The organism is Streptomyces sp. NPDC088706 (assembly GCF_044752765.1).
GTDB lineage: Bacteria > Actinomycetota > Actinomycetes > Streptomycetales > Streptomycetaceae > Streptomyces.
In genome coordinates this window covers 1-24335 of record NZ_JBIVLW010000030.1, presented here as the reverse complement: position 1 = coordinate 24335, position 24335 = coordinate 1, and the positions used below count along the sequence as shown (strand labels likewise).

23 protein-coding genes and 1 pseudogene are annotated in these 24335 nt (G+C 72.5%); 7 read left to right on the top strand and 17 right to left on the bottom strand.

Features of this window, described 5'->3' with window-relative positions:
• Positions 1 to 212: pseudogene (locus tag ACIQAK_RS32520) on the bottom strand (cardiolipin synthase B); the annotation flags it as partial.
• 296 nt (positions 213 to 508) lie between these two features.
• On the opposite strand from ACIQAK_RS32520, the gene ACIQAK_RS32515 reads away from it, so the two are divergent.
• Positions 509 to 2452, top strand: a complete 1944-nt coding sequence (locus ACIQAK_RS32515) for a CoA transferase (RefSeq protein WP_366392771.1) — start codon at positions 509 to 511, stop codon at positions 2450 to 2452.
• Positions 2453 to 2645: 193 nt separating this feature from the next.
• Here the strand turns inward: ACIQAK_RS32515 and ACIQAK_RS32510 are convergent, their stop codons facing one another.
• The gene (locus tag ACIQAK_RS32510) at positions 2646 to 4049 is read right to left on the bottom strand and encodes a helix-turn-helix transcriptional regulator (RefSeq protein WP_366392770.1); all 1404 of its coding nucleotides are present in this window, start codon (positions 4047 to 4049) and stop codon (positions 2646 to 2648) included.
• A gap of 192 nt (positions 4050 to 4241) precedes the next feature.
• Here ACIQAK_RS32510 and ACIQAK_RS32505 point away from each other — a divergent pair, with 192 nt between their 5' ends.
• Positions 4242 to 4910: a DUF4232 domain-containing protein gene (locus ACIQAK_RS32505; protein WP_366392769.1), complete on the top strand. Its 669-nt coding sequence runs from the start codon at positions 4242 to 4244 to the stop codon at positions 4908 to 4910.
• Positions 4911 to 4978: 68 nt separating this feature from the next.
• Here ACIQAK_RS32505 and ACIQAK_RS32500 read toward each other — a convergent pair whose 3' ends face one another.
• Positions 4979 to 5557, bottom strand: a complete 579-nt coding sequence (locus ACIQAK_RS32500; protein ID WP_366392768.1) for a dihydrofolate reductase family protein — start codon at positions 5555 to 5557, stop codon at positions 4979 to 4981.
• Between the two features lie 131 nt (positions 5558 to 5688).
• On the opposite strand from ACIQAK_RS32500, the gene ACIQAK_RS32495 reads away from it, so the two are divergent.
• A complete protein-coding gene (locus ACIQAK_RS32495) occupies positions 5689 to 6522 on the top strand; it encodes a DUF4253 domain-containing protein (protein WP_366392767.1) in 834 nt (277 codons plus the stop codon).
• A 105-nt stretch (positions 6523 to 6627) separates the two neighbouring features.
• Complete coding sequence (locus ACIQAK_RS32490; RefSeq protein ID WP_366392766.1) at positions 6628 to 7107, top strand: hypothetical protein; 480 nt, start codon at positions 6628 to 6630, stop codon at positions 7105 to 7107.
• 26 nt (positions 7108 to 7133) lie between these two features.
• Here the strand turns inward: ACIQAK_RS32490 and hemB are convergent, their stop codons facing one another.
• From hemB to ACIQAK_RS32460, 6 genes are all read right to left on the bottom strand, one after another.
• A complete protein-coding gene (gene hemB, locus ACIQAK_RS32485; RefSeq protein WP_366392765.1) occupies positions 7134 to 8147 on the bottom strand; it encodes a porphobilinogen synthase in 1014 nt (337 codons plus the stop codon).
• 105 nt (positions 8148 to 8252) lie between these two features.
• On the bottom strand, positions 8253 to 9923 hold the full coding sequence (locus ACIQAK_RS32480; protein WP_366392764.1) for a bifunctional uroporphyrinogen-III C-methyltransferase/uroporphyrinogen-III synthase: 1671 nt from the start codon (positions 9921 to 9923) through the stop codon (positions 8253 to 8255).
• Complete coding sequence (gene hemC / locus ACIQAK_RS32475; protein WP_366392763.1) at positions 9920 to 10906, bottom strand: hydroxymethylbilane synthase; 987 nt, start codon at positions 10904 to 10906, stop codon at positions 9920 to 9922. The genes ACIQAK_RS32480 and hemC overlap by 4 nt, the downstream gene beginning before the upstream one ends.
• On the bottom strand, positions 10903 to 12399 hold the full coding sequence (locus ACIQAK_RS32470; protein WP_366392762.1) for a glutamyl-tRNA reductase: 1497 nt from the start codon (positions 12397 to 12399) through the stop codon (positions 10903 to 10905). The genes hemC and ACIQAK_RS32470 overlap by 4 nt, the downstream gene beginning before the upstream one ends.
• The gene (locus tag ACIQAK_RS32465; RefSeq protein WP_366392761.1) at positions 12396 to 13163 is read right to left on the bottom strand and encodes a redox-sensing transcriptional repressor Rex; all 768 of its coding nucleotides are present in this window, start codon (positions 13161 to 13163) and stop codon (positions 12396 to 12398) included. The genes ACIQAK_RS32470 and ACIQAK_RS32465 overlap by 4 nt, the downstream gene beginning before the upstream one ends.
• Before the next feature lie 272 nt (positions 13164 to 13435).
• Positions 13436 to 13711: a glutaredoxin family protein gene (locus ACIQAK_RS32460; RefSeq protein WP_366392760.1), complete on the bottom strand. Its 276-nt coding sequence runs from the start codon at positions 13709 to 13711 to the stop codon at positions 13436 to 13438.
• Between the two features lie 135 nt (positions 13712 to 13846).
• Between ACIQAK_RS32460 and ACIQAK_RS32455 the strand changes: the two genes are divergently transcribed.
• The 3 genes from ACIQAK_RS32455 (at position 13847) to ACIQAK_RS32445 (ending at position 17290) form a co-directional block, all read left to right on the top strand.
• Entirely contained in the window at positions 13847 to 14806 is a 960-nt protein-coding gene (locus tag ACIQAK_RS32455; RefSeq protein ID WP_366392759.1) for an HAD-IB family hydrolase, read from the top strand.
• 276 nt (positions 14807 to 15082) lie between these two features.
• Positions 15083 to 15859, top strand: a complete 777-nt coding sequence (locus ACIQAK_RS32450; RefSeq protein ID WP_366392758.1) for an ECF subfamily RNA polymerase sigma factor, BldN family — start codon at positions 15083 to 15085, stop codon at positions 15857 to 15859.
• 210 nt (positions 15860 to 16069) lie between these two features.
• Entirely contained in the window at positions 16070 to 17290 is a 1221-nt protein-coding gene (locus tag ACIQAK_RS32445) for a DUF5667 domain-containing protein (protein WP_366392757.1), read from the top strand.
• 69 nt (positions 17291 to 17359) lie between these two features.
• On the opposite strand, the gene ACIQAK_RS32440 is transcribed toward ACIQAK_RS32445, so the two are convergent.
• The 8 genes from ACIQAK_RS32440 to ACIQAK_RS32405 form a co-directional block, all read right to left on the bottom strand.
• A complete protein-coding gene (locus tag ACIQAK_RS32440; RefSeq protein WP_366392756.1) occupies positions 17360 to 18445 on the bottom strand; it encodes a lysophospholipid acyltransferase family protein in 1086 nt (361 codons plus the stop codon).
• Between the two features lie 15 nt (positions 18446 to 18460).
• The gene (locus ACIQAK_RS32435) at positions 18461 to 19549 is read right to left on the bottom strand and encodes an NAD-dependent epimerase/dehydratase family protein (RefSeq protein ID WP_366392755.1); all 1089 of its coding nucleotides are present in this window, start codon (positions 19547 to 19549) and stop codon (positions 18461 to 18463) included.
• A gap of 171 nt (positions 19550 to 19720) precedes the next feature.
• On the bottom strand, positions 19721 to 19819 hold the full coding sequence (locus ACIQAK_RS32430; RefSeq protein WP_003948845.1) for a 30S ribosomal protein bS22: 99 nt from the start codon (positions 19817 to 19819) through the stop codon (positions 19721 to 19723).
• Positions 19820 to 19928: 109 nt separating this feature from the next.
• On the bottom strand, positions 19929 to 20141 hold the full coding sequence (locus tag ACIQAK_RS32425; RefSeq protein ID WP_029182680.1) for a helix-turn-helix domain-containing protein: 213 nt from the start codon (positions 20139 to 20141) through the stop codon (positions 19929 to 19931).
• Between the two features lie 128 nt (positions 20142 to 20269).
• Positions 20270 to 21085 carry a phosphatase gene (locus ACIQAK_RS32420; protein ID WP_366392754.1) on the bottom strand — a complete coding sequence of 272 codons (816 nt, stop codon included), beginning with the start codon at positions 21083 to 21085 and terminating at the stop codon, positions 20270 to 20272.
• Between the two features lie 114 nt (positions 21086 to 21199).
• Positions 21200 to 22372, bottom strand: coding sequence for an acetoin utilization protein AcuC (locus tag ACIQAK_RS32415; RefSeq protein WP_366392753.1), 1173 nt, complete (start codon positions 22370 to 22372; stop codon positions 21200 to 21202).
• A complete protein-coding gene (locus ACIQAK_RS32410; RefSeq protein ID WP_366392752.1) occupies positions 22341 to 23540 on the bottom strand; it encodes an MFS transporter in 1200 nt (399 codons plus the stop codon). The genes ACIQAK_RS32415 and ACIQAK_RS32410 overlap by 32 nt, the downstream gene beginning before the upstream one ends.
• A 42-nt stretch (positions 23541 to 23582) precedes the next feature.
• Positions 23583 to 24227, bottom strand: a complete 645-nt coding sequence (locus ACIQAK_RS32405) for an HAD family hydrolase (RefSeq protein ID WP_366392751.1) — start codon at positions 24225 to 24227, stop codon at positions 23583 to 23585.
• Positions 24228 to 24335: the final 108 nt, after the last annotated feature.

Here is a 24335-nt window from a genome sequence, read left to right as displayed (position 1 = left end):
AAGATCTCATCCCCGTTGCGCAGCGGGAGCAGCGAGTTGCCCTCGGTCGCCGCGATCCCGATCAGCCGCTCCAGCCTGCGTCTGAGCCGCTGGGAGCGGTCCTCGCACACGCGTGGGTCGAGATCCGTCCGCGTACGGCGCGCGGTACGGCCTGGCGTGAGGTCGCTCGGTTCCTCTTCGGCTCGTTCGAAGGCTTCGGCTATGCCGGACATCGGTCACCTGGGGGTACGGGGGTGGCGGCCCACCGGCCCGGAGCTGCGCCGCACCGGGCGGGCTGCCGGGGACTCGCAGACTGTACTCCTGCGTACGGGCAGGGCTCACCCCCCGTCCGGCCCCGGCGCCCGCGTGCCCCCGACTCCGCCGCCCGGTGGGCCGATCCGGCCGAAGTCCGTCACTCCGAGCCCCGATCTTACTATGGTTAGCCTTACCTAACCAACGGCTCGTCTCCGGTCGTCCGAAACGCGCCGCCCGCCCCCGGACACCCAGCACCGGCCCCCCGGAGGACCCGTTGACTTCCGCGCCACCGCTCTCCCCGCCCACCACCAGCGAGGTCCTCCCGCTCGACGGCCACCTGGTCCACCTGCCGCCCGCCCCGCCCGCCGGCCTCGCCACGGCCACCGAGGTCGTCCGCGACCACCTCACGCGGCTCGGCGCCCGGTTCGGACCCGATTCCGGCCCCTGGCACGGGCGCGCGGGGGCGGGGCCGGCCCGGGACCGGTCCGCCACGACCGGTGCGGAGACCGTCATCGGCCTGAGCGGCCCGCGCCCAGCCCTGGGGACGGACCTGATCCTGCGGGGCTGGCCCGCCGGGGACCCGACGCCGTTCGACGAGACCACCGCCCAGGCCGCAACCGGGCTCATGGCCCTCCACGGCCGGGCCAACGGCGGCCCGCGCCCGCTCGGCACCGACTACCTGGGCACCCTCGCCGGGGTCGTCGCCACCCAGGCCCTGCTGGCCGCCGCCCTGTCCGGCCTGCGCGGCACGCCGGTCCGCGCGGCCCGGGTCGGCGTGGCCCAGGCGGCGCTCTTCTCCCTCGGGCCCTACCTGGCCGCCGCGACGGCCGAGGACGAGCCGGCGGAGGTCCCGACCCCGCCCTACCGCCGCACCGCCCGACCGCCGTTCGTCTCGGCGGACGGAGTGCGGTTCGAGGTGGAGGCGCTGGAGGTCCAGCCCTGGCGCGACTTCTGGAAGGCGGCCGGCGCCCCCGCCAAGGACACCGCGAACAGCTGGCGGGCGTTCGCCGGACGGTCCGCCCGGGCCGCGTCCCCGCTGATCACGACGCTCGCCCGGTGCGCGGCCCGCCATCGGTTCGCCGACCTCCGCCGGATCGCCGAGCGGACCGGGATGGGCGTCTGCGCCCCGCGCACCCTGCCGGACCGGCGCGCCGACAGCGACGTACGGTACGACGACGACCCCTGGGAGCTGCGCGAACTCCCCCGGGACCACGGCCTGCCGACACCCCCGTACCCGGCCGCCCGCCGCCGCCCCGGCTCCCTCCCGCTCCCCCTCACCGGCCTCACCGTGGTCGAGTCCACCCGGCACGTCCAGGGCCCGCTGGCCACCTCCGTGCTCCGGGCGCTCGGCGCCCACGTCATCCGGATCGAACAGCCGGGCGGCGACCCCTCGCGCGGGGCGGTGCCCCTGGCCGGCGGTGTCTCGGCCCGGTTCTCGGTGCTCAACGCGGGCAAGGAGGTCCGCGAGATCGACCTCCGTACGGCGGCCGGGCGCCGCGCGGTCGCGGAGACCGTGGCCGAGGCGGACGTCTTCCTGCACACCTGGGCCCCGGGGGAGGCTGCCCGGCTCCGGCTCGACGAGGAGGACCTGGCCCGCGCCCGCCCCGGGCTGATCTACGCCTGGGCCTCCGCCTTGGACCGCGCACCCGACGGCCCGCGCCCGCCGGGGACCGATCCGATGGTCCAGGCGTGGTCGGGCGTCGCCGACACCGTCACGACGCCCGACGGGAACCCGGCTCCTTCGCCGGTGACCCTGCTGGACGTGCTGGGCGGCCAGGTGGCGGCCGAATCCGTCCTGGCGGCCCTGCCGGCCCGCGAGTCCGGGGTGGCGACGGGGCGTCTGCGCGTCGACTCGTCGCTGCTCGGGGCCTCCCGGGTCCTGCTCCGGCCCCTGCTGCGCGGCCTGGCCGAAGTCCCGGGGACCCCGCCGACGGCGGCCGGCCTCGTCGCCCCGACCGCGGACGGCCTGATCGCGGTCGGCGCGCCCGCGTCGGCGGAGAGGCCCTTCGCCGCGACCGGCGACGGACCGTCCGGCCCCTCCCCCGACGCCTTCACGACCGCCCCCTCCGCGACCTGGCTGCGGCGCCTCCACGCGGCCGGGGTCCCCGCCCGCGAGGTGGTCACCGACCTCGCCTCGCTCCCCCAGGACCCCGCGCTCTCCCCGTACTTCACCCACGACGGCTGCGCCCGGCCCACACCCCCCTGGAGTTTCTCGTGAGCCTCGCCACCACCTCCGTACCGGCCGATCCGCACGGCTCCCGGACGGAGCCCGCCTCTTCGAGGTCCTGATCCGGCGCGTCCGGGGCGGCGGAGGCCTCGGCTTCGCCACCGCCCTCCTGACCACGCAGGGGCCCTCCCGGGGCCCGTGAACGGGGTCCGGCCGCTGCCACGGACAGCGGCCGGACCCTCGCTCAACCCGCCAGGTACGGCTCCCACTTCACCTCGTCGTCGCCGTACGTGTACATCGGCCGCCCCCGCATGCCGCTCGTACGGAACGGCTTCCCGTGGTCGTCGATCCGCAGCATCCCCTCCCGCCCGCCGCTGCTCCACTTCAGCTCCAGGTACCAGGTGACGTCGTACCCCTGGGCCTTCATGTCGAGGTTGAAGACCTCCACGTCCTCGGACGACACCTTGTACGGGAACGGCACGGCCGGAATCGCCCGGTCCCCCTGCGATCCCGGGACCGGGGTGATGACGGGCTGCCGGGAGTCCAGGTCGGAGGCGAAGGTCTGCGGCGCGATGCCGCTGCCGCAGCCGTTGCCCATCAGATACGCCGACCAGGGCAGCGGCGCCTTACGGGAGAGCACCCGCACGTACAGGCCCTTCAGGACGACCGCCTCGCGGGACGTGCCCTGCACGGTGAGCTGGAGCAGCATGTTCCCGGCGTCCACCCCGCCGTACGACTGGGCCCAGCTGCGCCGGTCCTGCGGCGGGGGCGGCGGCGACACCGCCTTCGGGGCCCGGTCCAGCAGGTAGAACTGCCCGCAGGGATCGTCCCAGTTGTACGAGGAGATGGTGACGGCCGGCGGCGCACCGAGGCCGGTACCGCCACCGCCCCGCGGCCGTTTCGTACCGGGGCCGGCGGGGGCGCCGGGCCCTGCCGAGGGTGCGGCCGACGGCGCCCCGGAGGACGGGGAGGGTGAGGCGCTCGGGGAGGGGGAGGGGGAGGCCGGAGGGGTGGAGGGCCGGGGGGCGGTGGCGTGCGGAGGTACGAAGGTGTCGTCGTCCGCCCGGTCGGCCCGGTCCGGAGCGCCCGCACCCCCCTTGGCCCGCGACCCGACGAGGTCGGCGGTGACGACGGAGGTGGGCACGAGGAGGGCGGCGACCCCGGCGGCGGCGATGAGCACCCGCGTACGCCGGGAGAACCGGGCCCACCGGGAGCGGTCCCCGCCCGCGTCTGCCCGGGGCTGCCCGGGGGCGAGGCCCGGGGGCTCCGGTACGGGAACGGGCGCAGGCGTGGGCGCGATCGCCGTCGCGGGCTTCTCGGGAGCCGGAGCCGGTGCAGGAGCCGGTGCCGGTGCGGGAACCCGCGTCTCCGCCCCCGCCGCCCCCGTCCCCGCCGGCCGCCGCCGGGCCGCCTCCGCCACGATCCACCGCCGGTGCACCTCCACCAGCTCGTCGCCCGTCGCCCCGCACAACCGCGCGAACCGCTCGACGGGCGCGTACTCGTTGGGCACGGCGTCACCGTTGCAGTACCGGTGCAGCGTCGACGTACTGACGTGCAGTCTCCCGGCGAGAACCCCGTAACTGCGCCCCGAACGGCCCTTCAGTTCCTTCAGCAGGGCCGCGAAATCCTCGGCCTCCGGCGTCGCCACGACGGCGTTCCCCTCCCTGGTCCGTCCCGGAACAGCGTTCCAGGGACGCGGAATTCCCGCAGGTCACCGTACGCGTAGACGTTCCAGCATCCCCAATGGTTCGCCGGGCGTTGCGGCCGGAACCAGCCACCCCACAGGCTCGGACCAGACCGCGGCACAACTGACGTACCGAACACGGGGAGTACCACCGCCATGCGCACCAACCGCATCCGCACCACCGCGCTCGCCGCCACCGCACTCGTGGCCGCCCTCTCACTGACCGCCTGCGGCGAGAACGAAGGCACCAAGAGCGCCGGCCCGGCTCCGGTGGCCTCGTCGAACCCGGCAGCGACGTCCACCGGCACCACCGTTCCGCAGACCTCGGAATCGCCCGCTCCGCAGAACAACGGGAACAGCACCACCCACAGCGGTACCGACCAGGCCACCCCGGCCTCCTCCACGGCCCGCACCGCCTGCACGACCGCGAACACCACGGTGACGGTCACCAAGGTGAGCCGCCCGGTCAACCACCTGCTGCTCACGCTGAAGAACACCGGCTCCGGCCTGTGCGACGCCTACCACGCGCCGCACCTCGGCTTCGACGGCGCCCAGTCGGTGTTCCCGATCCTGGAGAGCAGCAAGCCGCAGGCGGTGGTCACGCTCGCCCCCGGCGAGGAGGCGTACGCGGGCATCGGCCTCACCGGCGAACCCGGCCAGGGCAAGCTCCACAAGGGCAAGAACCTGTCGGTGCACTTCGCCAAGAAGAACGGCTCGACGTACGACACGCCCGTGAAGCTGAAGCTCCCGGCCGGGACCTACTGGGACGACAACGGCTTCGTCACCTACTGGCAGTCGGACCGGGCGACCGCGCTGACCTTCTGAGGCCGGATCGCCCTACGGAGGCCGGTGCGGGTGCCGTACGTACGGTTCACGCACCGGCCTCCGCCGCATCACGCGTCGGCCGGTGCCGGATCCGTCTCGTACCGCAGGAGCACCACGCCGTTGCCGAAGGCCCGGGTCTCCAGGAGCCGCAGCCCCTGGCGGCCCGTCAGCTCCCCGAAGTAGGGGCGGCCCCGGCCGAGGAGGACGGGGTGGACGTAGATCCGGTACTCGTCCACGAGGTCGAGCCGCCGGAACGTCTCGACCAGGTCCGCCCCGCCGACGATCAGATCCCCGGCGGCCGCGTCGCGCACCGCGCACACCGCGTCCCGGTCCACCTCGCGCACCAGGGTCGCCCCCGGCCCCACGCTCGTCAACGTCCGGGAGTAGACGTACTTCGGCATGTCCCGCCAGATGCCCGCGAACTCGGCCATCGGCCCGGCGTTGGCGGGGTCCTGGTCGGCGGTCGGCCAGAACTCCTCCATCAGCTGGTAGGTGACACGCCCTTCGAGGAAGGCGCCCGCCGTCCGGAGGGTGTCGTTGAAGTGCTGGTGCACCTCCTCGTCGACGAGATGCCAGTCGATCCCCCGGTCCGGCCCCTCGAAGTAGCCGTCGAGGGAGACCGAGATGGACGAGACGATCCTGTTCACGGGGGCTCCTGCCGGATCGGCCCGGCACGGGACCGGGCAGCGCGCAACGAGCGGGCGACGATACCCGCGCCCCCGCCCCACCGCCCGCCGACGCACCGGGCGTTGTCAGTGGCGCCCCCTAGAGTCACCACATGGCGACGCTCCCGAACCCCCTGCCCTCCCTGGCCTCCTCCGGCCTGGACCTCCCGCCCGGCTCCCTGGTGGACGCCACGCCGGACGGTCCCTGGCACGAACCGCTGCTCTGGTACGCGGACGGGCCGGCCGCTCCCCGTGACTGGGCGGCGCTGCGCACGGCCGGGCGGCGGCTGGGGCTGCTGCCGGTGCTGGTCAGCGGTGGCTCGCGCGACCGGTGGCCCGAGGAGTGGGACCTCTGCCCGGACGCCACGTCGTACGCGGGGGACCACGACGCGGAAGAGGTGCTCGCGGGGTACTGGACGGCGTACGGGGACGACGAGGGAGGCGAAGACGGGCCCGCGCGTGAGGACGCCTCAGCCACCCAGCGCGCCCGCGACCCCTGGCCCGGCCTCGCCCCGGTCCCCGGGCAGGAGGCCCCGGACGACCCGGACACGGCCGCCGCCGAGCTCGCCGACATCATCACCGCCGACCCGGACAGCTGGCTGGCCGGGGCCCGGCTCGCCCTCGTCCCGGCCCGCCGCAGCGCCGACATACCGGCCGCGATCGGCTGGTCGGGCCCGGTGAACCACGAGAACGACGTGGCCCGGCTCTGCGCGGTCCTGCGCTCCTGGGAGGACCGCTACGACCTGCGGGTCGTGGTGCTCGGCTTCGACACGATGATCGTCTCCGTGGGCCGCCCGCCGACCACCCTGGAGGACGCCCGCGCACTGGCCGCCGAGCACTACGCGTTCTGCCCGGACAACGTCGACCAGTCCCCGCCGTACGACCTGGACACGTATGCGGAGAAGCATGTGCTCGACCAGGAGGTGTGGTCGTTCTGGTGGGACTGATCACCGGCGGGCGGGCCCGGCGCTCGCCGCACCGCCACCGTCGTGGTCACTTTCGTAGCATTCATGGCACTGGTCGACCGGCCCTGACAGAAAGTGTCCACCCCCATGAACGACACGAACCCCCCGACCACGGCGGACGCCGCGACAGCGGCAGAAGCCGCCGAACGCCTGATAGCCGAGTACCGCGCGCTGCCCCCCGGCAGCGACCGCAAGCGCGAGATCATCACCGAACTGGACGCCAACGCGCAGGCGTTGCCGTTCCTCGTCTCGGTGGTCGCCGACGCCGAGGAGTACGGCCTGGCCCGGGTCGAGAGCGCCACCGTCCTGCGGGTGTGGCCCCCGGTGGACCCCGACCTCCGCCGCCGCGCGGGCCGCGCCCTGCTCACCGCCCTGCGGGACCCGCAGGAGGACCTGGTCCGCCAGTACGCGGCGATGTCCCTGGCGCCCTACACCTCCGACCCGCTCGTCGCCATGGCCCTGGACTCCACCGCCCGGGCGGACCAGGACCCGCTCGTACGGGACAGCGCCCGGTTCTCCCTCAAGGAGGCCCACCGGCTCCAGGAGACCGGGGCCGGCGGTCCTTGATCAGCCTCCTCGGCGGACCCGGGGCCTCAGCCCCGGCTCGCGCCCCGCCCTCCGAGCCACTGGGCGACCTCGGTCGCCCAGTAGGTGAGGATCATCTGCGCCCCGGCCCGCCGGATACCGGTCAGGCTCTCCAGGATCGCCTTGTCCCGGTCGATCCAGCCCCTCTCGGCGGCCGCCTCGATCATCGCGTACTCACCGCTGATCTGGTACGCCGCGACCGGCACGTCCACGGACTCCGCGACCTTGGCGAGGATGTCGAGGTACGGACCGGCGGGCTTCACCATGACCATGTCGGCGCCCTCCTCCAGGTCGAGCGCCAGCTCCCGCAGCGACTCCCGGGCGTTGGCCGGGTCCTGCTGGTAGGTCTTGCGGTCACCGGTGAGCGAGGAGCTGACGGCCTCGCGGAAGGGGCCGTAGAAGGCGGAGGAGTACTTGGCGGTGTAGGCGAGGATCGACACGTCCTCGTACCCGGTCTGGTCCAGGGCGTCCCTGATCACGCCGACCTGGCCGTCCATCATCCCGCTGGGGCCCACCACATGGGCCCCGGCGTCCGCCTGGACCTGGGCCATCTCCGCGTACCGCTCCAGCGTCGCGTCGTTGTCCACCCGCCCGGCGGCGTCCAGGACCCCGCAGTGGCCGTGGTCGGTGTACTCGTCCAGGCACAGGTCCGACATCACGACGAGGTCGTCCCCGACCTCCTCGCGCACCGCCCGCAGGCCGAGCTGGAGGATGCCGTCCGGGTCGGTGCCCGCCGTGCCCCGGGCGTCCTTCTTCGCGTCCTCCGGCACCCCGAAGAGCATGATCCCCGAGACCCCGGCCACCGCCGCCTCGACGGCCGCCTTCCGCAGGGTGTCCAGGGTGTGCTGGTGCACACCGGGCATGGCCGAGATGGCGACCGGGGCGTCGATGCCCTCCCGTACGAACGCGGGGAGGATCAGGTTCGCCGGGTCGAGCCGTGTCTCGGCGACCATCCGCCGCATCGCCGGGGTCGTCCGCAGCCGCCGGGGGCGGGAGCCGGGGAAGTTTCCGTACGCAGTCATCCTTCGACGATAGACCCGCCCACATCACCCGCTTACCGACACCCGTGCCGGAAAAGACGGCGGGCCCGGCCCGCCGAAGCGACCGGGCCCACCCCCGTAACTCTGCTACGTCGTCGTCCGGCGCCTGCGCGCGCCCGGGCGCCGCTCGCTGGGCCGGGTCACCGGGTCGCCGGCCTCCTTCGCCGCGTCCCTGCGCTGCGTGCCGAAGGCGGCGAGCGCCTCGGCGAGCTTGTGCACGGACGGCTCCGGGGACAGCACGTCCACGCGCAGCCCGTGCTCCTCGGCGGTCTTCGCCGTGGCCGGACCGATGCACGCGATGACGGTCACGTTGTGCGGCTTGCCCGCGATGCCGACCAGGTTGCGCACGGTCGAGGACGAGGTGAACAGGACCGCGTCGAAGCCGCCGCCCTTGATCGCCTCGCGGGTGTCGGCCGGCGGCGGCGAGGCGCGGACCGTGCGGTACGCGGTGACGTCGTCGACCTCCCAGCCGAGCTCGATCAGCCCGGCCACCAGGGTCTCGGTGGCGATGTCGGCGCGCGGCAGGAACACCCGGTCGATCGGGTCGAAGACCGGGTCGTAGGGCGGCCAGTCCTCCAGCAGCCCGGCGGCGGACTGCTCACCGGAGGGCACCAGGTCCGGCTTCACACCGAAGTCGACCAGGGCGGCGGCGGTCTGCTCACCGACGGCGGCGACCTTGATGCCGGCGAAGGCACGGGCGTCGAGCCCGTACTCCTCGAACTTCTCCCGGACCGCCTTGACCGCGTTGACACTGGTGAAGGCGATCCACTCGTAGCGCCCGGTGACCAGTCCCTTGACCGCGCGCTCCATCTGCTGGGGCGTACGCGGCGGCTCGACGGCGATCGTCGGGACCTCGTGCGGCACAGCGCCGTAGGAACGCAGCTGGTCGGAGAGCGATGCCGCCTGCTCCTTCGTACGCGGCACGAGCACCTTCCAGCCGAACAGCGGCTTGGACTCGAACCACGCGAGCTGGTCGCGCTGGGCGGCGGAGCTGCGCTCACCGACCACGGCTATGACCGGCCGGTGGCCCTCGGGCGAGGGCAGCACCTTGGCCTGCTTGAGGACCTGGGCGATCGTCCCGAGGGTCGCCGTCCAGGTGCGCTGGCGGGTGGTGGTGCCGCCGATCGTCACGGTGAGCGGGGTGTCGGGCTTGCGGCCCGCGGAGACCAGCTCGCCGGCGGCGGCCGCGACCGAGTCCAGCGTGGTGGAGACGACGGCGGTCGCGTCGCTCGCGCCGACCTCGCTCCAGCACCGGTCGGAGGCGGTACGGGCGTCGACGAAGCGCACATCGGCGCCCTGCGTGTCACGCAGCGGCACACCGGCGTACGCGGGCACGCCGACGGCGTTGGCCACGCCCGGGACGACCTCGAAGGGCACCCCGGCGGCGGCGCAGGCGAGCATCTCCGCACCCGCGTTCCCGTCCAGGCCCGGGTCGCCCGCGACCGCACGGACCACCCGCCTGCCGCCCTTCGCGGCCTCCATGACAAGATTGGCCGCATCCCTGAGAACGGGTACTCCGGCGGCTGTTGACGAGACGTCAACAACCGTCAGCTCAGGCGTGCTTACGCCTGAGCGCGCATGGCCGCGAACGACGTCGAGAACGTCCGGTTCGGCGACCAGGACGTCCGCGCTCGCAAGCGCCTCGACGGCGCGCAGCGTCAGCAGTCCCGGGTCGCCGGGACCGGCGCCGAGGAAGGTGACCTGGCCTCGTGGGGACAGGGCAGGAAAGTCGGATGCGGCGGGGCCGGTGGGGCTCAAAGTGCTCGCTCCCCCATAAGACCGGCCGCACCCTTGGCGAGCATCTCGGCCGCGAGTTCGCGACCGAGGGCCGCCGCGTCGTCGTGCGACGTGGGGACGGGACCGGTGGTGGACAGCTGTACCAGCGAGGAACCGTCGGTGGTACCGACGACTCCGCGCAGGCGCAGTTCGTTGACAACCTGTCCGTCGACCAGGAGGTCGGCCAGCGCACCCACAGGTGCGGAGCAGCCGGCCTCCAGGGCGGCGAGCAGGGCACGTTCGGCGGTCACGGCGGCCCGGGTGTACGGGTCGTCGAGCTCGGCGAGCGCGGCGGCGAGGTCGGCGCTGGTCGCAGCGCACTCGATCGCCAGTGCTCCCTGGCCGGGAGCGGGCAGGACGGTGTCGACCGGCAGGAAGTCGGTCACCTCACCGGTCCGGCCCAGACGGCTGAGCCCGGCGGCGGCGAGGACCACCGCGTCGAGCTCCCCGTCCCGCACGAACCCGATCCGCGTGTCGACGTTGCCCCGAATGGGGACGGTCTCGATCCGCAGGCCGTGAGAGCGGGCGTACGCGTTGAGCTGCGCCATGCGGCGCGGCGAACCGGTGCCGATGCGGGCACCGTCGGGCAGCTGCCGGATGGTCAGCCCGTCGCGGGCCACCAGCGCGTCGCGCGGGTCCTCGCGCTGCGGCACCGCGGCGAGCACCAGCTCGTCGGGCCGGCCGGTCGGGAGGTCCTTGAGCGAGTGGACGGCGAAGTCCACCTCCCCCCGCAGCAGCGCCTCGCGCAGAGCCGCGACGAACACGCCGGTCCCGCCGATCTGCGCCAGGTGCTCGCGGGAGGTGTCCCCGTACGTGGTGATCTCGACGAGCTCGACGGCGCGCCCGGTCACCTCGCGGACCGCCTCGGCGACGAGGCCGGACTGGGCCATGGCGAGCTTGGAGCGCCGGGTGCCCAGCCGGAGCGGCGCGGTGCCCCGCGCGCCCGGGATTGAGTTGTCGGTCATGACCGCCCTCTATTCGGGTCGTTCAGGTCGGCCCGGGAGACGGCGGCCACCGTCTGCGGGTCGAGGTCGAAGAGTTCGCGCAGCGCGTCCGCGTACCCGGCGCCGCCGGGCTCGCTGGCCAGCTGTTTGACCCGCACGGTGGGCGCGTGCAGGAGTTTGTCGACGACGCGGCGCACGGTCTGGGTGATCTCGGCGCGCTGCTTCTCGTCCAGGTCGGGGAGGCGGCCGTCCAGCCGGGCGATCTCGCCGGCGACGACGCCGGCGGCCATGGTGCGCAGGGCGACCACGGTCGGGGCGACGTGCGCGGCGCGCTGGGCGGCACCGAAGGCGGCCACCTCGTCGGCGACGATCGTGCGCACCTGGTCCACGTCGGCGGCCATCGGGGCGTCGGCGGAGGCGTCGGCGAGCGACTCGATGTCGACGAGGCGCACCCCGTCGATGCGGTGGGCGGCGCCGTCGATGTCGCGCGGCATGGCGAGGTCGAGCAGGGCGAGCCTGACCGGCCCGGTGGACTGCGCGGGCAGGGTGACGCGGCGCGGCGGGGTCGTCGGGGCGGCGGCGGTGGAACCGTTCTCCACCCAGGCGGCGTGCTGGTCGACGTCGGCCGGGTCGGGGGTGACCGTGAGGGTCCCCGTCTCGGCCGGGGCGTCCAGGGTGACGCCGAGGGCACCCGCCAGGGCGTCGGCGGTCAGGACGAGGCCGGTGGCGCCGGTGCAGGAGACGACGACGTCGGCACGTGTCAGTTCGTCGCCGACCGCGGACATCTCGACGGCGTGGGCGCGCACGGTGGTGTCGTCGCCCTGCTGGAGGATCTCCACCAGCCGCTCCGCGCGGGAGCGGGTCCGGTTGGCGACGACGATCTCGGCGACGCCGGTCCGGGCCAGGGTGGCGGCGGCAAGCGAGGACATCGAGCCGGCGCCGATCACCAGGGCGCGCTTGCCCCGGGCCCAGAGGCCCGGGTCGGCTCCGGCGGCGAGCTGCTGGAGCCCGAAGGAGACGAGCGACTGCCCGGCCCGGTCGATCCCGGTCTCGCTGTGGGCGCGCTTGCCGACCCGCAGGGCCTGCTGGAAGAGGTCGTTCAGCAGCCGTCCGGCGGTGTGCAGCTCCTGGCCGCGCGCGAGCGCGTCCTTGATCTGGCCGAGGATCTGCCCCTCGCCGACGACCATCGAGTCGAGCCCGCAGGCCACCGAGAAGAGGTGGTGGACGGCCCGGTCCTCGTAGTGCACGTAGAGGTAGGGAGTGAGCTCGTCCAGCCCGACGCCGCTGTGCTGGGCGAGCAGGGTGGAGAGCTCGGCGACGCCCGCGTGGAACTTGTCGACGTCCGCGTACAGCTCGATGCGGTTGCAGGTGGCCAGCACGGCGGCCTCGGTCGCGGGTTCCGCGGCGAGGGTGTCCTGGAGCAGCTTGGCCTGGGTGTCGGCAGCGAGGGCGGCCCGCTCCAGTACGGAGACGGGGGCGCTGCGGTGGTTCAGTCCGACGACGAGGAGGCTCATGCCGGCATCACGGCGGGCATGTCCCCGTCGGGTCCCTTCCGGCTGGCGGGCGTGGCACGCATCGGCGGGGCCTGGGGGTCCTCGCCCTCCAGGGGCGCGTCCTCCCCGGCCTTGCGCTGCTCGTGGAACGCCAGGATCTGCAGCTCGATGGAGAGGTCGACCTTGCGTACGTCGACGCCTTCGGGCACCGAGAGCACGGTCGGCGCGAAGTTCAGGATGGAGGTCACACCGGCGGCCACGAGCCGGTCGCAGACCTGCTGGGCGGCGCCGGGCGGGGTGGTGATCACACCGATGGACACACCGTTGTCGCTGATGATCCGGTCCAGGTCGTCCGTGTGCTGGACGGCGATCCCGGCCACCGGCGTACCGGCCATGGCGGGGTCGGCGTCGATCAGCGCGGCGACCCGGAAGCCGCGGGAGGCGAAGCCGCCGTAGTTGGCGAGGGCCGCGCCGAGGTTACCGATGCCGACGATGGCGACCGGCCAGTCCTGGGTGAGCCCGAGCTCGCGCGAGATCTGGTAGACGAGGTACTCGACGTCGTACCCGACACCGCGGGTGCCGTAGGACCCCAGGTAGCTGAAGTCCTTGCGCAGCTTCGCGGAGTTGACCCCGGCCGCGGTGGCGAGCTCCTCGGAGGAGACCGTGGGAACGGATCGCTCGGAGAGCGCGGTGAGTGCGCGCAGATACAGCGGAAGTCGGGCGACGGTGGCCTCGGGAATTCCTCGGCTACGGGTCGCCGGTCGGTGAGTTCGGCCAGTTGCCACGGTGCTCCTGCGGGATGAGCGGGGCTGTAGGCGGCCGTATGTACCAAGACCGCCCCGTCGAATGCAGGCTATGTCTTTGTGAACGCGTGCACAAAGATGGTGTCCGTTTTGTCCGGTCAAAGTGACCGGGGTCACGCACATCGCCCGTGCGATCCAGGAACCAGGGACCGCATCAGCCCGTTGCAGCCTCGAAGGGGGCAAAGCGGTACACACTCCTCACGTCTACGCCCCCGAGACCACTCAAAACGCCCATGATGTTAACCGAGTTTCACTCACGCACCCAGCGCCTTGCGCAGTCTCGCGGGGTCCACCCGCCAGAACGTGTGCTGTTCGTCATCGATCAGCACCACCGGAATCTGCTCCCAGTACTCCTGGTACAGCTCCGCGTCCTCGGTGATGTCCTTCTCCACCCACGACGCACCGGTCTCCTCGCAGACCGCGCTCACCACCGCCCGGGCGTCCTCGCACAGATGGCATCCGGGCTTGCCCACGAGGGTGACCACCCGGTCGGCGGGCTTCTTCTTCGTACGACGCAGCAGAGCACTCATGCCTTCATTCTGCGCCCGCCCGCCGCCGCCCCGGACCGCCCGGAATCTCCCGATTAACGATCCGGCCCCGCAGAGTTCACGCTGCCGCATCCGGGCAGGTCGGGCAGGTGCGGACGGACTGGCTATGCTCACCGCATGGCCGCACTTGGATGGCTCACACCCCGTAGGCGTTCCGCGACTGCACGGAGCGTCCTGGCAGGCGAGGCCGCGGCCGAGGCCGCACGCAAGACCTCGGTCGAGGACGAAGCCGCCGTCCTGGCCAAGGCGCCGGAAGAGCCGGATGCCATCTCCCTCGTCGAGGAGCCCCCGTTCCCGGTCGCCGGGGACGACCGCGCCGCCGCCTTCTTCGACCTCGACAACACCGTCATGCAGGGTGCGGCGATCTTCCACTTCGGCCGGGGCCTCTACAAGCGGAAGTTCTTCGAGCGCCGCGAGCTCACCCGGTTCGCCTGGCAGCAGGCATGGTTCCGGCTGGCCGGCGTCGAGGACCCGGAACACATGCAGGACGCCCGCGACAGCGCGCTCTCCATCGTCAAGGGCCACCGCGTATCCGAGCTGATGTCCATCGGCGAGGAGATCTACGACGAGTACATGGCCGACCGCATCTGGCCCGGCACCCGCGCCCTGGCCCAGGCCCACCTGGACGCCGGCCAGCGCGTCTGGCTGGTCACCGCCGCCCCCGTGGAGACGGCCACCATCATCGCCCGGCGCCTCGGCCTGACCGGCGCGCTGGGCACCGTCGCCGAGTCGGTCGACGGCGTCTACACCGGCCGTCTGGTGGGTGAGCCCCTGCACGGCCCCGCCAAGGCCGAAGCGGTACGCGCCCTGGCGGCGGCCGAGGAGCTGGACCTGGAGCGCTGCGCCGCCTACAGCGACTCCCACAACGACATCCCGATGCTCTCGCTGGTCGGCCACCCCTACGCGATCAACCCGGACACCAAGCTCCGCAGGCACGCCCGCGCCCTGGACTGGCGGCTGCGTGACTACCGCACCGGCCGCAAGGCGGCCAAGGTCGGCATTCCCGCCGCGGCCGGGGTCGGCGCGCTGGCGGGCGGCACCGCCGCGGCCCTCGCCCTGCACCGCCGCCGCCACTGACCACGAACCGTCGCCCCCCGGAACATCGGTGCGAGGCGACGGAGCGCCAGATCGACAGATCACGAAGCGATCCGATCACTAACCGATCACGTTGCGCTGCTCGTTGCGTCACTTAGCGATACAAGAAACGACGTAATCGGTGATTTAGACAACTGGGTGTAGTGCCGCCTGCACGAAGCGTTATTCTCCTCAGACGCATCACGGAGACCGCCGCTCGCTACGACGGGTGACGTTTTTCGAACTGCTCGTGATGGAAGCTCTGCCTCTGGGAGTCCCGTGTACCCACACGTCGGGGTTGACGCCTCGGGCCTGGCTACGCTGCGCGCATCGGTCATCGACCGCTTGCGCGGCTTCGTCCCCACCGCGTACGCCGTCCCCGCCTTTGCCACCCCTGCACCTGCCGGCCCCTGCTACGCCATGGCCGAACGCAGCGCGGCGGTCGGAAGACGCAGCACCCGCGCCGCCTCGACCACGTCGGCCGTCCGCCGTCCCACGGCCGACAGCGACAGCGCGCGCATGATGGATCTCGTCGAGCGCGCGCAGGCCGGCGAGGCGGACGCCTTCGGCCGCCTGTACGACCAGTACAGCGACACCGTGTACCGGTACATCTACTACCGCGTGGGCGGCAAGGCCACCGCGGAGGACCTCACCAGTGAGACCTTCCTCCGCGCGCTGCGCCGTATCTCCACGTTCACCTGGCAGGGCCGCGACTTCGGCGCCTGGCTGGTCACCATCGCTCGCAACCTGGTCGCCGACCACTTCAAATCCAGTCGGTTCCGACTGGAAGTGACCACCGGCGAGATGCTCGACGCCAACGAGGTGGCGCGCTCCCCCGAGGACTCCGTCCTGGAGTCCCTCTCCAACGCCGCACTGCTCCAGGCCGTGCGACGACTCAATCCACAGCAGCAGGAGTGCGTCACGCTCCGCTTCCTGCAAGGCCTCTCGGTCGCCGAGACGGCCCGGGTGATGGGAAAGAACGAGGGCGCGATCAAGACCCTGCAGTATCGCGCCGTCCGGACGCTCGCCCGGCTGCTACCGGACGACGCCCGCTGACGGCACCGGAAGTGACCGATTCCCTACGCACTGGTCCGATCATCCTTCGTGCGTAACCCAAGTGCCGCGCGACTCGTTGTGCCGGTTGCAGGCCCCCTGCCGTCACCCCATGTCCGTTTCCACTCACTCCATCGAGTGGAAACGCTCAAGGTGTGCAACCTTCCGGACCGCCAGGGGAGTCGACCGTCATGACGAGAGGAGGTGCCGCCAGTGATCGCAAACGTTTCGGCACACCGGCGGGCGAACGCCTTCGCCCAGGCCCTGGAGGAGCAGACCCCCCAGGGTGCGGCGGCCGTACAGCCCGAGGAGCCGGCCGACCAGGCCGACCGCGGACCGCTGTTGGCCCTGGCGAACGGCCTCGGTGAGCTACCGAAGCCGCAGTTGGACCCCGAGGTCAAAGTGGTGCAGCGAGCCCAGCTCGTCGCGGCCATGGAGGCCATGTTCGCCGAGGGCGGCGCATCGACGGGCCCTACGGTGCCCGAGCAACGGGGCAAGGGGGCCCACCGGGCCTCGCCACTGCGCAAACTGCGTCCCCGCTCCCGCTGGGCGAAAGGGCTCACCGCCGGTGGGCTCACCGTCGGTGTGGCAGCCGGAGCGTTCGGCGGAGTGGCCGCTGCCAGCTCCGACGCCCTGCCCGGTGACTCGCTGTACGGGCTGAAGCGCGGGATGGAGGACATCAGCCTCGGCATGGCCAAGGGCGACGCCGACCGCGGCGAGGTCTACCTCGACCAGGCCTCCACCCGGCTCAGCGAGGCCCGCAGACTCATGGAGCGCGGCCGTGCCGGCGAGCTGGACCACGAGTCCCTCGGCGCCGTCAGACGCGCGCTCAACGGCATGTCCCACGACGCCTCCGAGGGCCACCGCCTGCTCCACTCCGCCTACCGGCGCGACGGCTCCCTCGGCCCCATCCAGACCCTGGACTCCTTCTCCCGCTCGCACCGCGCCGCCTGGAGCAGCCTCCGCGACCGGCTCCCCGTCCAGCTCACCGACGTACGGGACCAGGTCAGCTCCGTCTTCGAAGCCATAGACGAAGACGTCGCCCCGCTCCAGTCCCTCCTGCCCCGCACCCCGGGCAGCGGCAAGGAGAACGGACGCTCCGACTCCACCACGCCGGACACCGGATCCCCCCGGACCGACGACCCCGCCCCCGCACCCCCGTCCCAGTCCGAGGGCCGCCCCGGCTCCAGCACCGCGCCGAAGCCGTCGGGCTCCTCCGGCTCCGCCGGCTCGACCCCCGAGGACGGCCTCCTCGACGGCGGTACGGACGGACTGCTCGACGAACTCCCCACCGACGACCTCGCTCCGCCGTCCCCGGAGGGCCGTCCCAGCACATCGTCCCGCCCCGCCCCGGACGTCACCCTGCCCCCGCTGCTCCCCGGGCTCCTCCCCGGCCTGGGGATCGACGAGGAGAACCTCAGGCCCAAGCCGTAGGGACAGGGAGAAAGGGCCGGTACGCGATCCGCGTACCGGCCCCCTCTCCGTACCATCGCCCCGCGCGCCTCAGAAGAAGACCGACCGCCGCTGCACGAGCAGCTTGTACAGCGTGTGCTGGATCTGCTCCCGCACCTGGTCCGTCAGGTTGAACATCAGCATCGGGTCCTCGGCCGCCTCCGGCGGATAGCCGTCCGTCTCGATCGGCTCACCGAACTGGATCGTCCACTTCGTCGGCAGCGGCACCGCGCCCAGCGGCCCGAGCCACGGGAACGTCGGCGTGATCGGGAAGTACGGGAAGCCCAGCAGCCGGGCCAGCGTCTTGGCGTTGCCGATCATCGGATAGATCTCCTCGGCCCCCACGATCGAGCACGGCACGATCGGCGCCCCCGCCCGCAGCGCCGTCGAGACGAATCCGCCCCGCCCGAAGCGCTGGAGCTTGTAGCGGTCGCCGAACGGCTTGCCGATGCCCTTGAACCCCTCCGGCATCACCCCGACGATCTCACCGAGCTCCAGCAGCCGCTGCGCGTCCTCCGCACAGGCCAGCGTGTGCCCGGCCTTGCGCGCCAGCTCGTTGACGACCGGCAGGTGGAAGACCAGATCGGCGGCGAGCAGCCGCAGATGACGCCCCGCCGGGTGGTTGTCGTGCACCGCGACCTGGAGCATCAGCCCGTCCAGCGGCAGCGTCCCGGAGTGGTTGGCCACGATGAGCGCCCCGCCCTCCGACGGGATGTTCCCGATGCCCTTCACCTCGACCCGGAAGTACTTCTCCGCCAGCGGCCGCAGCGCCGACATCAGGACCTGGTCGGTGAGCTCCTTGTCGTAACCGAACTCGTCGACCTCGTAGTCGCCGGTGACCCGCCGCCGCAGGAACGCGAGCCCGCCCGCGATCCGCCGGTCCCAGCCATCACGCCCTCCGGCCGCCCCACGCGCCCCGCCCACCGGGGCTTCCCGCGGCTGCTGAGGCTCCTGCGCCCCCGCCGCCCCTTCCGGGGGAGCCTCGGGAAGCCGGCTGCCCGGCAAGGCGCTCACCGGGGCCGTGGAGCCGTCGCCCCGCGCACCACCGCCGCCCCCGGTCCGGCGCCGGGCCGGACGCGCGCTGCCACCGGACCGCGAACGGTCGTCGTCGAACGGAATGACCTTGGCGTCCGCCATCGTGGATGCGCTCCTCTACCTGGCGCCGTGAGTCGTCTGTACCGCACCGGACCCGCGCTCCCGCGGCCCGGCACCTCCCGGCAGCGGCAGCTCCGCCAGCCGGTCCACCGCCCTGCCCACCGTCTCCGGCGGCAGCAGCCCCGGACCCCGGCTCCGCGCGAACTCCGCGAAGGTCTCCGCCGTGGTGAACTCCGGTCGGAAACCGAGGGTCTCGCGCATCTGCACGGTCGAGACCACCCTGCCATGGGTCAGCAGCCGGATCTGTTCCGGCGAGAAGTCGGTCATCCCGATCGTACGGAGCGCCGAGCCGACCCAGGTGACGGCGGGCAGCAGCACCGGCACGGTCGGCCGCCCCAGCCGCCGCGAACACTGCGACAGCAGCAGCACGCCGTCCCCGGCGATGTTGAAGGTCCCGCTGTTCAGCGTTCCGCGCCGGGGCTCGCGGGCGGCTACCTGGAGCACGTCGACGACATCGTCCTCGTGCACGAACTGGAGCCGGGGGTCGTAGCCGAAGACGGTCGGCAGGACGGGCAGCGACAGATAGTCCGCGAGCGGCGAGTCCGGGCGCGGCCCCAGGATGTTGGCGAACCGCAGCACGCACACCGCGACATCCGGCCGGCGGCGGGCGAAGCCCCGTACGTACCCCTCGACCTCCACCGCGTCCTTCGCGAACCCGCCGCTCGGCAGCGACTTGGGCGGGGTGGTCTCGGTGAAGACCGCCGGATCGCGGGGCGCCGACCCGTACACGCTCGTGCTGGACTTCACCACGAGCCGCTGCACGGTCGGCGACTTCTGGCAGGCACCGAGCAGCTGCATGGTGCCGATGACGTTGGTCTCCTTGATCACCGTCCGGCCGGCCGTGCCGAGCGCCTTGCCGGAGACGTCCAGGTGCACGACCGTGTCGACGGCGTACTCGGCCAGGATCCGCGCCAGGGCGGACTGCCGGATGTCCGCCAGGACGAACTCCGCGTCCCCCAGCGGATGTGCGGGGGCGACCGCGTCCACGGCGATCACCCGGTCCACCCCGGGCTCCTGCTGGACGCGCCGGACGAAGCGGCCCCCCAGCTGCCGGGCCACTCCTGTGACGAGGACGACCTTCCCCAAGACCAGCGCCTTCCGTCGGGCCGGGAACCGGTACCTGCTTCCCGCGGTAACTTCCCTGGCCGTCACCGTAGCGGGTGGACGCCGCCCTGTGAGGACCCCATGCCCCGAAACGCACCGCAGCCCTCCCGCCGGAACGGCGGGAGGGCTGCGGATCTCACGAACTGCGTTCGCTTACTTCTTGTTGCGACGCTGAACGCGCGTGCGCTTGAGCAGCTTGCGGTGCTTCTTCTTGGCCATCCGCTTGCGCCGCTTCTTGATAACAGAGCCCACGACTACCCTCGCTCACTTCATCTTCACTGGTGCGGGGCGTCTGGGCCCACACGACCTACGTCGGCCTAGCCTACCCGCCAGCGACTGAGGGGCGTAATCCGAGGGCAACTCAGGCTGACTCCACCCCCACGAAGGACTCGCGGAGATACGCGTGAACCGCTTGCTCCGGCACCCGGAAGGACCTGCCCACCCGGATCGCCGGCAGATGACCACTGTGCACCAAGCGGTACACGGTCATCTTCGACACTCGCATGACCGAGGCGACTTCCGCCACGGTCAGAAACTTGACCTCGTTGAGAGGCCTCTCGTTGTCAGCAGCCATGACCCACCTGTACCTTCCGCACCGGACGCGCACCGGCTTCCCCTCCGGTGACTCTTCGTCGCTGTGCGCTCACTCCACAGATTAGGGGCGGGTGGTGCGAGTGGGGAAGAGGAGGGGCGGCCGGACGGCTACGAGGACAGACCCGCCCGGTGGAGCACGTAGCGCGTCAGTGGCCGGTAGTAGTGCGAGCGGACTCCGTCATCCAGCGGTACGACGACGGAAACCCGCCCCTCGGCCTCGCCGACGAAGAGCGCGGGGTCGTCCGTGTCCGCCGGACCGATCGCCTCGATACCCAGCTGACCTGCACCGCAGACCCAACCGTGATCCCCGATCACCAGCTCCGGAAGCACTCCGTACCGCTCCGCCGCGTCCTGGAGCGCCACCCTGACCGGCAGCGGGGAATGCGTGTGTGCGCCGGTCTCACCACCCGTGGGCCGCCCCCCGGGCTCACGGACCAGGGCCACCCCCCGTACGTGGTCGAGATGGTACGTGCGTACGCCGAACCGGGTCGTCATGTCGATACATCGCCCCTGCGCGGGGGTGAGAACAGGACACCCCGCCGACGACAAGGCGTCTGCCAGCCCGGCGTAGAACCCCAGCAGCCGGTGCGGATGCCCGGTCCCCAGCAGCACCGGGGCCCGCCGCCCCGCCGCCTGCCCCAGCCGCTCGGCGAACGCGTCCAGCGCGGCCACCGTCCGCTCGGGGTCGATCACGTCGGGCCCCGACACATGCGCGGGATCGGCCGACACCCCGCACCTTCGCGCCATCAGCCGCAGCAGCTCCGGCTCGTCCCAGGTCCGCTCCGGCGCGAGACCGAGCATCACCCGCGGATCCCCCGCGGCGAACAGCCGATAACTGCGCAGACTGTTCTCCCGCGGCGTGGCCACGGGCCCGGCCAGCCGGGCCGCCAGCAGATGGGCGCGCAACGCCCCGGTGCTCAACACCTCATGGATGCTGCCGCACCGGCCCGCCCCGGTGGCCGGATTCCCGGTTCCGCCCCACCGTCGGCGTAACCGCGCGGGACAATGCCCCGGCGCCCCCGCGACTCTGCTACGTCCTCAGGCCAGGAGCCCCCGCAACGGGAACGCCGCCTTACGGGTCGCGATGACCGCCTGGTCCAGCCGGTCCGCCGGGTCGTACCCGTCCTCCCAGGACGCCCAGGAGGGCGTACGCCCGTCCGTCATCCTGCCGGGGCCCAACTGCCGCGTACGGGCGTGGACAAGGTCCCGCCAGGAGGCCGGCACCACCGATTCCGGGTCGACCGGCGCGTGCGCCGCGATCCCCACGAGGTGCGTCCACGACCGCGGTACGACATCCACCACCGCGTACCCGCCCCCGCCGAGCGCCACCCACCGCCCGCCCTCCGCGTACCGGTGGGCCAGGTCGTGGCAGGACTCCATGACCGCCCGCTGCGCGTCCAGGGAGACGGCGAGGTGGGCGAGCGGGTCCTCGAAGTGCGTGTCGGCCCCGTGCTGTGTGACGAGCACCTGGGGCCGGAAGTCGGCCAGCAGCTCGGGCACGACGGCGTGGAAGGCCCGCAGCCACCCCGCGTCCCCGGTCCCGGCGGGCAGCGCCAGGTTCACCGCGGAACCCTCGCCCGCCCCGGCCCCGGTCTCCTCCGGCCACCCCGTCTGCGGGAAGAGCGTGCGCGGGTGCTCGTGCAGGGAGATCGTCAGTACGCGCGGGTCCTCCCAGAACGCGGCCTGCACCCCGTCTCCGTGGTGGACGTCCACATCGACGTACGCGACCCGCTCGGCGCCCAGCTCCAGCAGCCGGGCGATGGCGAGGGCCGGGTCGTTGTAGATGCAGAACCCGGCGGCCGCCCCCGGCATGGCGTGATGCAGCCCCCCGGTGAAGTTCACCGCGTGCGCGGTCTCCCCGCGCCACACGGCCTCGGCGGCCCCCACCGACAACCCGGCGATCAGCGCGGACGCCTCGTGCATCCCGGCGAACGCCGGATCATCCACGGTCCCGAGCCCGTAGTCCTGGTCGGCCGTCCGGGGATTCGCCGAGGCGGCCCGCACGGCGGACACGTAGTCCTGCCGGTGCACGAGCCGCAGGGTCGAGTCCCCCACGGGCTTCGCCCCCCGCAGGTCCACCACCTCATCGAGCCCGAACGCCCGCACCAGTCCCATCGTCAGGGCCAGCCGGACCGGGTCCATGGGGTGGCTCTCCCCGAAGTCGTATCCCGTAACTGCGTCATCCCACATCAGCTGTGCGCGGCCGCTCATGCCCGCCACCGTATCGGGCGGGCTCCGGCGCGAACGAGCGGGCATACACCAGCGTCACCAGCACCAGGACCATCGGTACGAGCATGGCGCCCCGATAACTCCACGCGTCCCCCAGAACCCCCACCAGCGGCGAACCCACCAGGAACCCGACATAGTTGAAGATGTTCAGCCGGGCCACGGCCGCGTCACTGTTCCCCGGGAACAACCGCCCGGCCGCCGCGAAGGTCTGCGGCACGATCACACTGAGCCCGAGCCCCAGCAGCGTGAACCCGAGCATCCCCACCCAGGCCCCGGGCGCCCCGGCCACCACCGCGAACCCCCCGGCCGCCAGCAGGCTCCCGCCCCGCACGACGGCGACCGCCCCGAACCGCCGCACCCCGAAGTCCCCCACGGCCCGCCCCAGCAGGGTCGTCACCATGTAGACGTTGTAGGGAAGGGTCGACATCTGCTCCGAACCACCGAGCACGTCCTGGAGGTACTTGGCACTCCAGTTGGAGACGGTCGAGTCACCGATGTACGCGAAACACATCACCAGGCAGAGCGGCAGCAGCAGCTTGAACGAGACGGCGCCCCCCGCGGCCCCGGGGCCGCCGCCCTTCTCCGGATCCCTCCCCTCCGTGTACCACCGGCTGCCGACCAGCACCGCGGGCAGCAGCAGCGCCACGACGGGGAGGTAGGACACGAACAGCGACAGGTCCCACCGCGCCCCGACCCACGCCAGGGACGCCCCGGCGATCCCACCGAGGCTGTACGCGGCGTGGAACCCGAGCATGATGGAGCGCCCGTACGCCCGCTGAAGGCTGACGCCCATCATGTTCATCGAGGCGTCCAGCGCCCCCACCGCCAGCCCGAACACTCCGAGCGCCACCGCGATGTGCCAGAGCTCCCGGCCCGCGCCCGCCCCGAGCAGGGCGAGCAGGACGAGCGGCTGCGCCCACCGCAGGACGACACCGGGCCGCACCCGGGCGACGGCCTTCTCGGTGAGTACGCTGCCGGCGCCCGCCAGGATCGGGACTGCGGCCAGGAAGACGGGCAGCAGTCCGTCGGATATCCCGTACTGGTCCTGGAGGGCGGGGATACGCGTCACGAGGAGAGCGAACGCCACCCCCTGGACACCGAAGCTCAGCGCCAGCGAGACCCTGCCGTGCCGCAAGCCCGCGTCTGTCATGGCCGCGAGCGTAGGCCCAGGATCTACCCATGGGTAGATGGATCAGGCGAGCAGTTCCGGGAGTTGGGCCATGTCCGAGAAGTACCCGGTCACTCCGGTCAGCCGGTCCGCCGGCATCATCGAGGTGAACCCGTACACGTCCATGCCCGCGGCACGGGCCGCCTCGACACCGAGCGGGCTGTCCTCGATGACGACGCACCGCTCCGGCGCGACGCCCATCCGCTCGGCGGCGTACAGGAACAGGTCCGGCGCCGGCTTGCCCCGCCCGACGTCTTCCGAGCTGAAGATCCACTCCTCCTCGAACCACTGGTCGAGCCCGGTCCTGCGGTGCCCGACCCGGATCTTCTCGTGGCTCCCGGACGAGGCGACGCAGTAGTCGACCCCGTCGGCGACGAGCTTGCCGAGAAGTTCCTCGGCCCCGTCCACCGCCACCAGCTCCTGCTGGAAGGCGGCAAAGGTACGGGCGTAGAGCGTGGCCTCGAAGTCCGCGGGGAGCTTCTCGCCACCCCGCTCCTCGACGAGGTCGTGCACCCGGTGCACGGCGGCCCCCATGTAGTCGCGGAGCGACTCCTCGTACGAGGTGGGGTGACCGAGTTCGGTGAGGTAGCCGGCGAGGATGGTGTTGGCGATCGGCTCACTGTCGACGAGCACACCATCGTTGTCGAAGATGACCAGTTCGTAGCGCATGGTCCGACCCTAGACGTTCAGAACGCAGAAAAGCCCCGCACCATACGGTGCGGGGCTTTCCCGGAAAAATTGTTCGGCGGCGTCCTACTCTCCCACAGGGTCCCCCCT

What these genes read in the sequence shown, in the direction of transcription:
- ACIQAK_RS32490 (WP_366392766.1), top strand. Translation starts at nt 6,628, where the DNA reads ATGAACGACACGAACCCCCCGACCACGGCGGACGCCGCGACAGCGGCA.
- ACIQAK_RS32470 (WP_366392762.1), bottom strand. Translation starts at nt 12,399, where the DNA reads ATGAGCCTCCTCGTCGTCGGACTGAACCACCGCAGCGCCCCCGTCTCC.
- ACIQAK_RS32425 (WP_029182680.1), bottom strand. Translation starts at nt 20,141, where the DNA reads ATGGCTGCTGACAACGAGAGGCCTCTCAACGAGGTCAAGTTTCTGACC.
- ACIQAK_RS32415 (WP_366392753.1), bottom strand. Translation starts at nt 22,372, where the DNA reads ATGAGCGGCCGCGCACAGCTGATGTGGGATGACGCAGTTACGGGATAC.
- ACIQAK_RS32495 (WP_366392767.1), top strand. Translation starts at nt 5,689, where the DNA reads ATGGCGACGCTCCCGAACCCCCTGCCCTCCCTGGCCTCCTCCGGCCTG.
- ACIQAK_RS32410 (WP_366392752.1), bottom strand. Translation starts at nt 23,540, where the DNA reads ATGACAGACGCGGGCTTGCGGCACGGCAGGGTCTCGCTGGCGCTGAGC.
- ACIQAK_RS32505 (WP_366392769.1), top strand. Translation starts at nt 4,242, where the DNA reads ATGCGCACCAACCGCATCCGCACCACCGCGCTCGCCGCCACCGCACTC.
- ACIQAK_RS32455 (WP_366392759.1), top strand. Translation starts at nt 13,847, where the DNA reads ATGGCCGCACTTGGATGGCTCACACCCCGTAGGCGTTCCGCGACTGCA.
- hemB (WP_366392765.1), bottom strand. Translation starts at nt 8,147, where the DNA reads ATGACTGCGTACGGAAACTTCCCCGGCTCCCGCCCCCGGCGGCTGCGG.
- hemC (WP_366392763.1), bottom strand. Translation starts at nt 10,906, where the DNA reads ATGACCGACAACTCAATCCCGGGCGCGCGGGGCACCGCGCCGCTCCGG.
- ACIQAK_RS32440 (WP_366392756.1), bottom strand. Translation starts at nt 18,445, where the DNA reads ATGGCGGACGCCAAGGTCATTCCGTTCGACGACGACCGTTCGCGGTCC.
- ACIQAK_RS32460 (WP_366392760.1), bottom strand. Translation starts at nt 13,711, where the DNA reads ATGAGTGCTCTGCTGCGTCGTACGAAGAAGAAGCCCGCCGACCGGGTG.
- ACIQAK_RS32405 (WP_366392751.1), bottom strand. Translation starts at nt 24,227, where the DNA reads ATGCGCTACGAACTGGTCATCTTCGACAACGATGGTGTGCTCGTCGAC.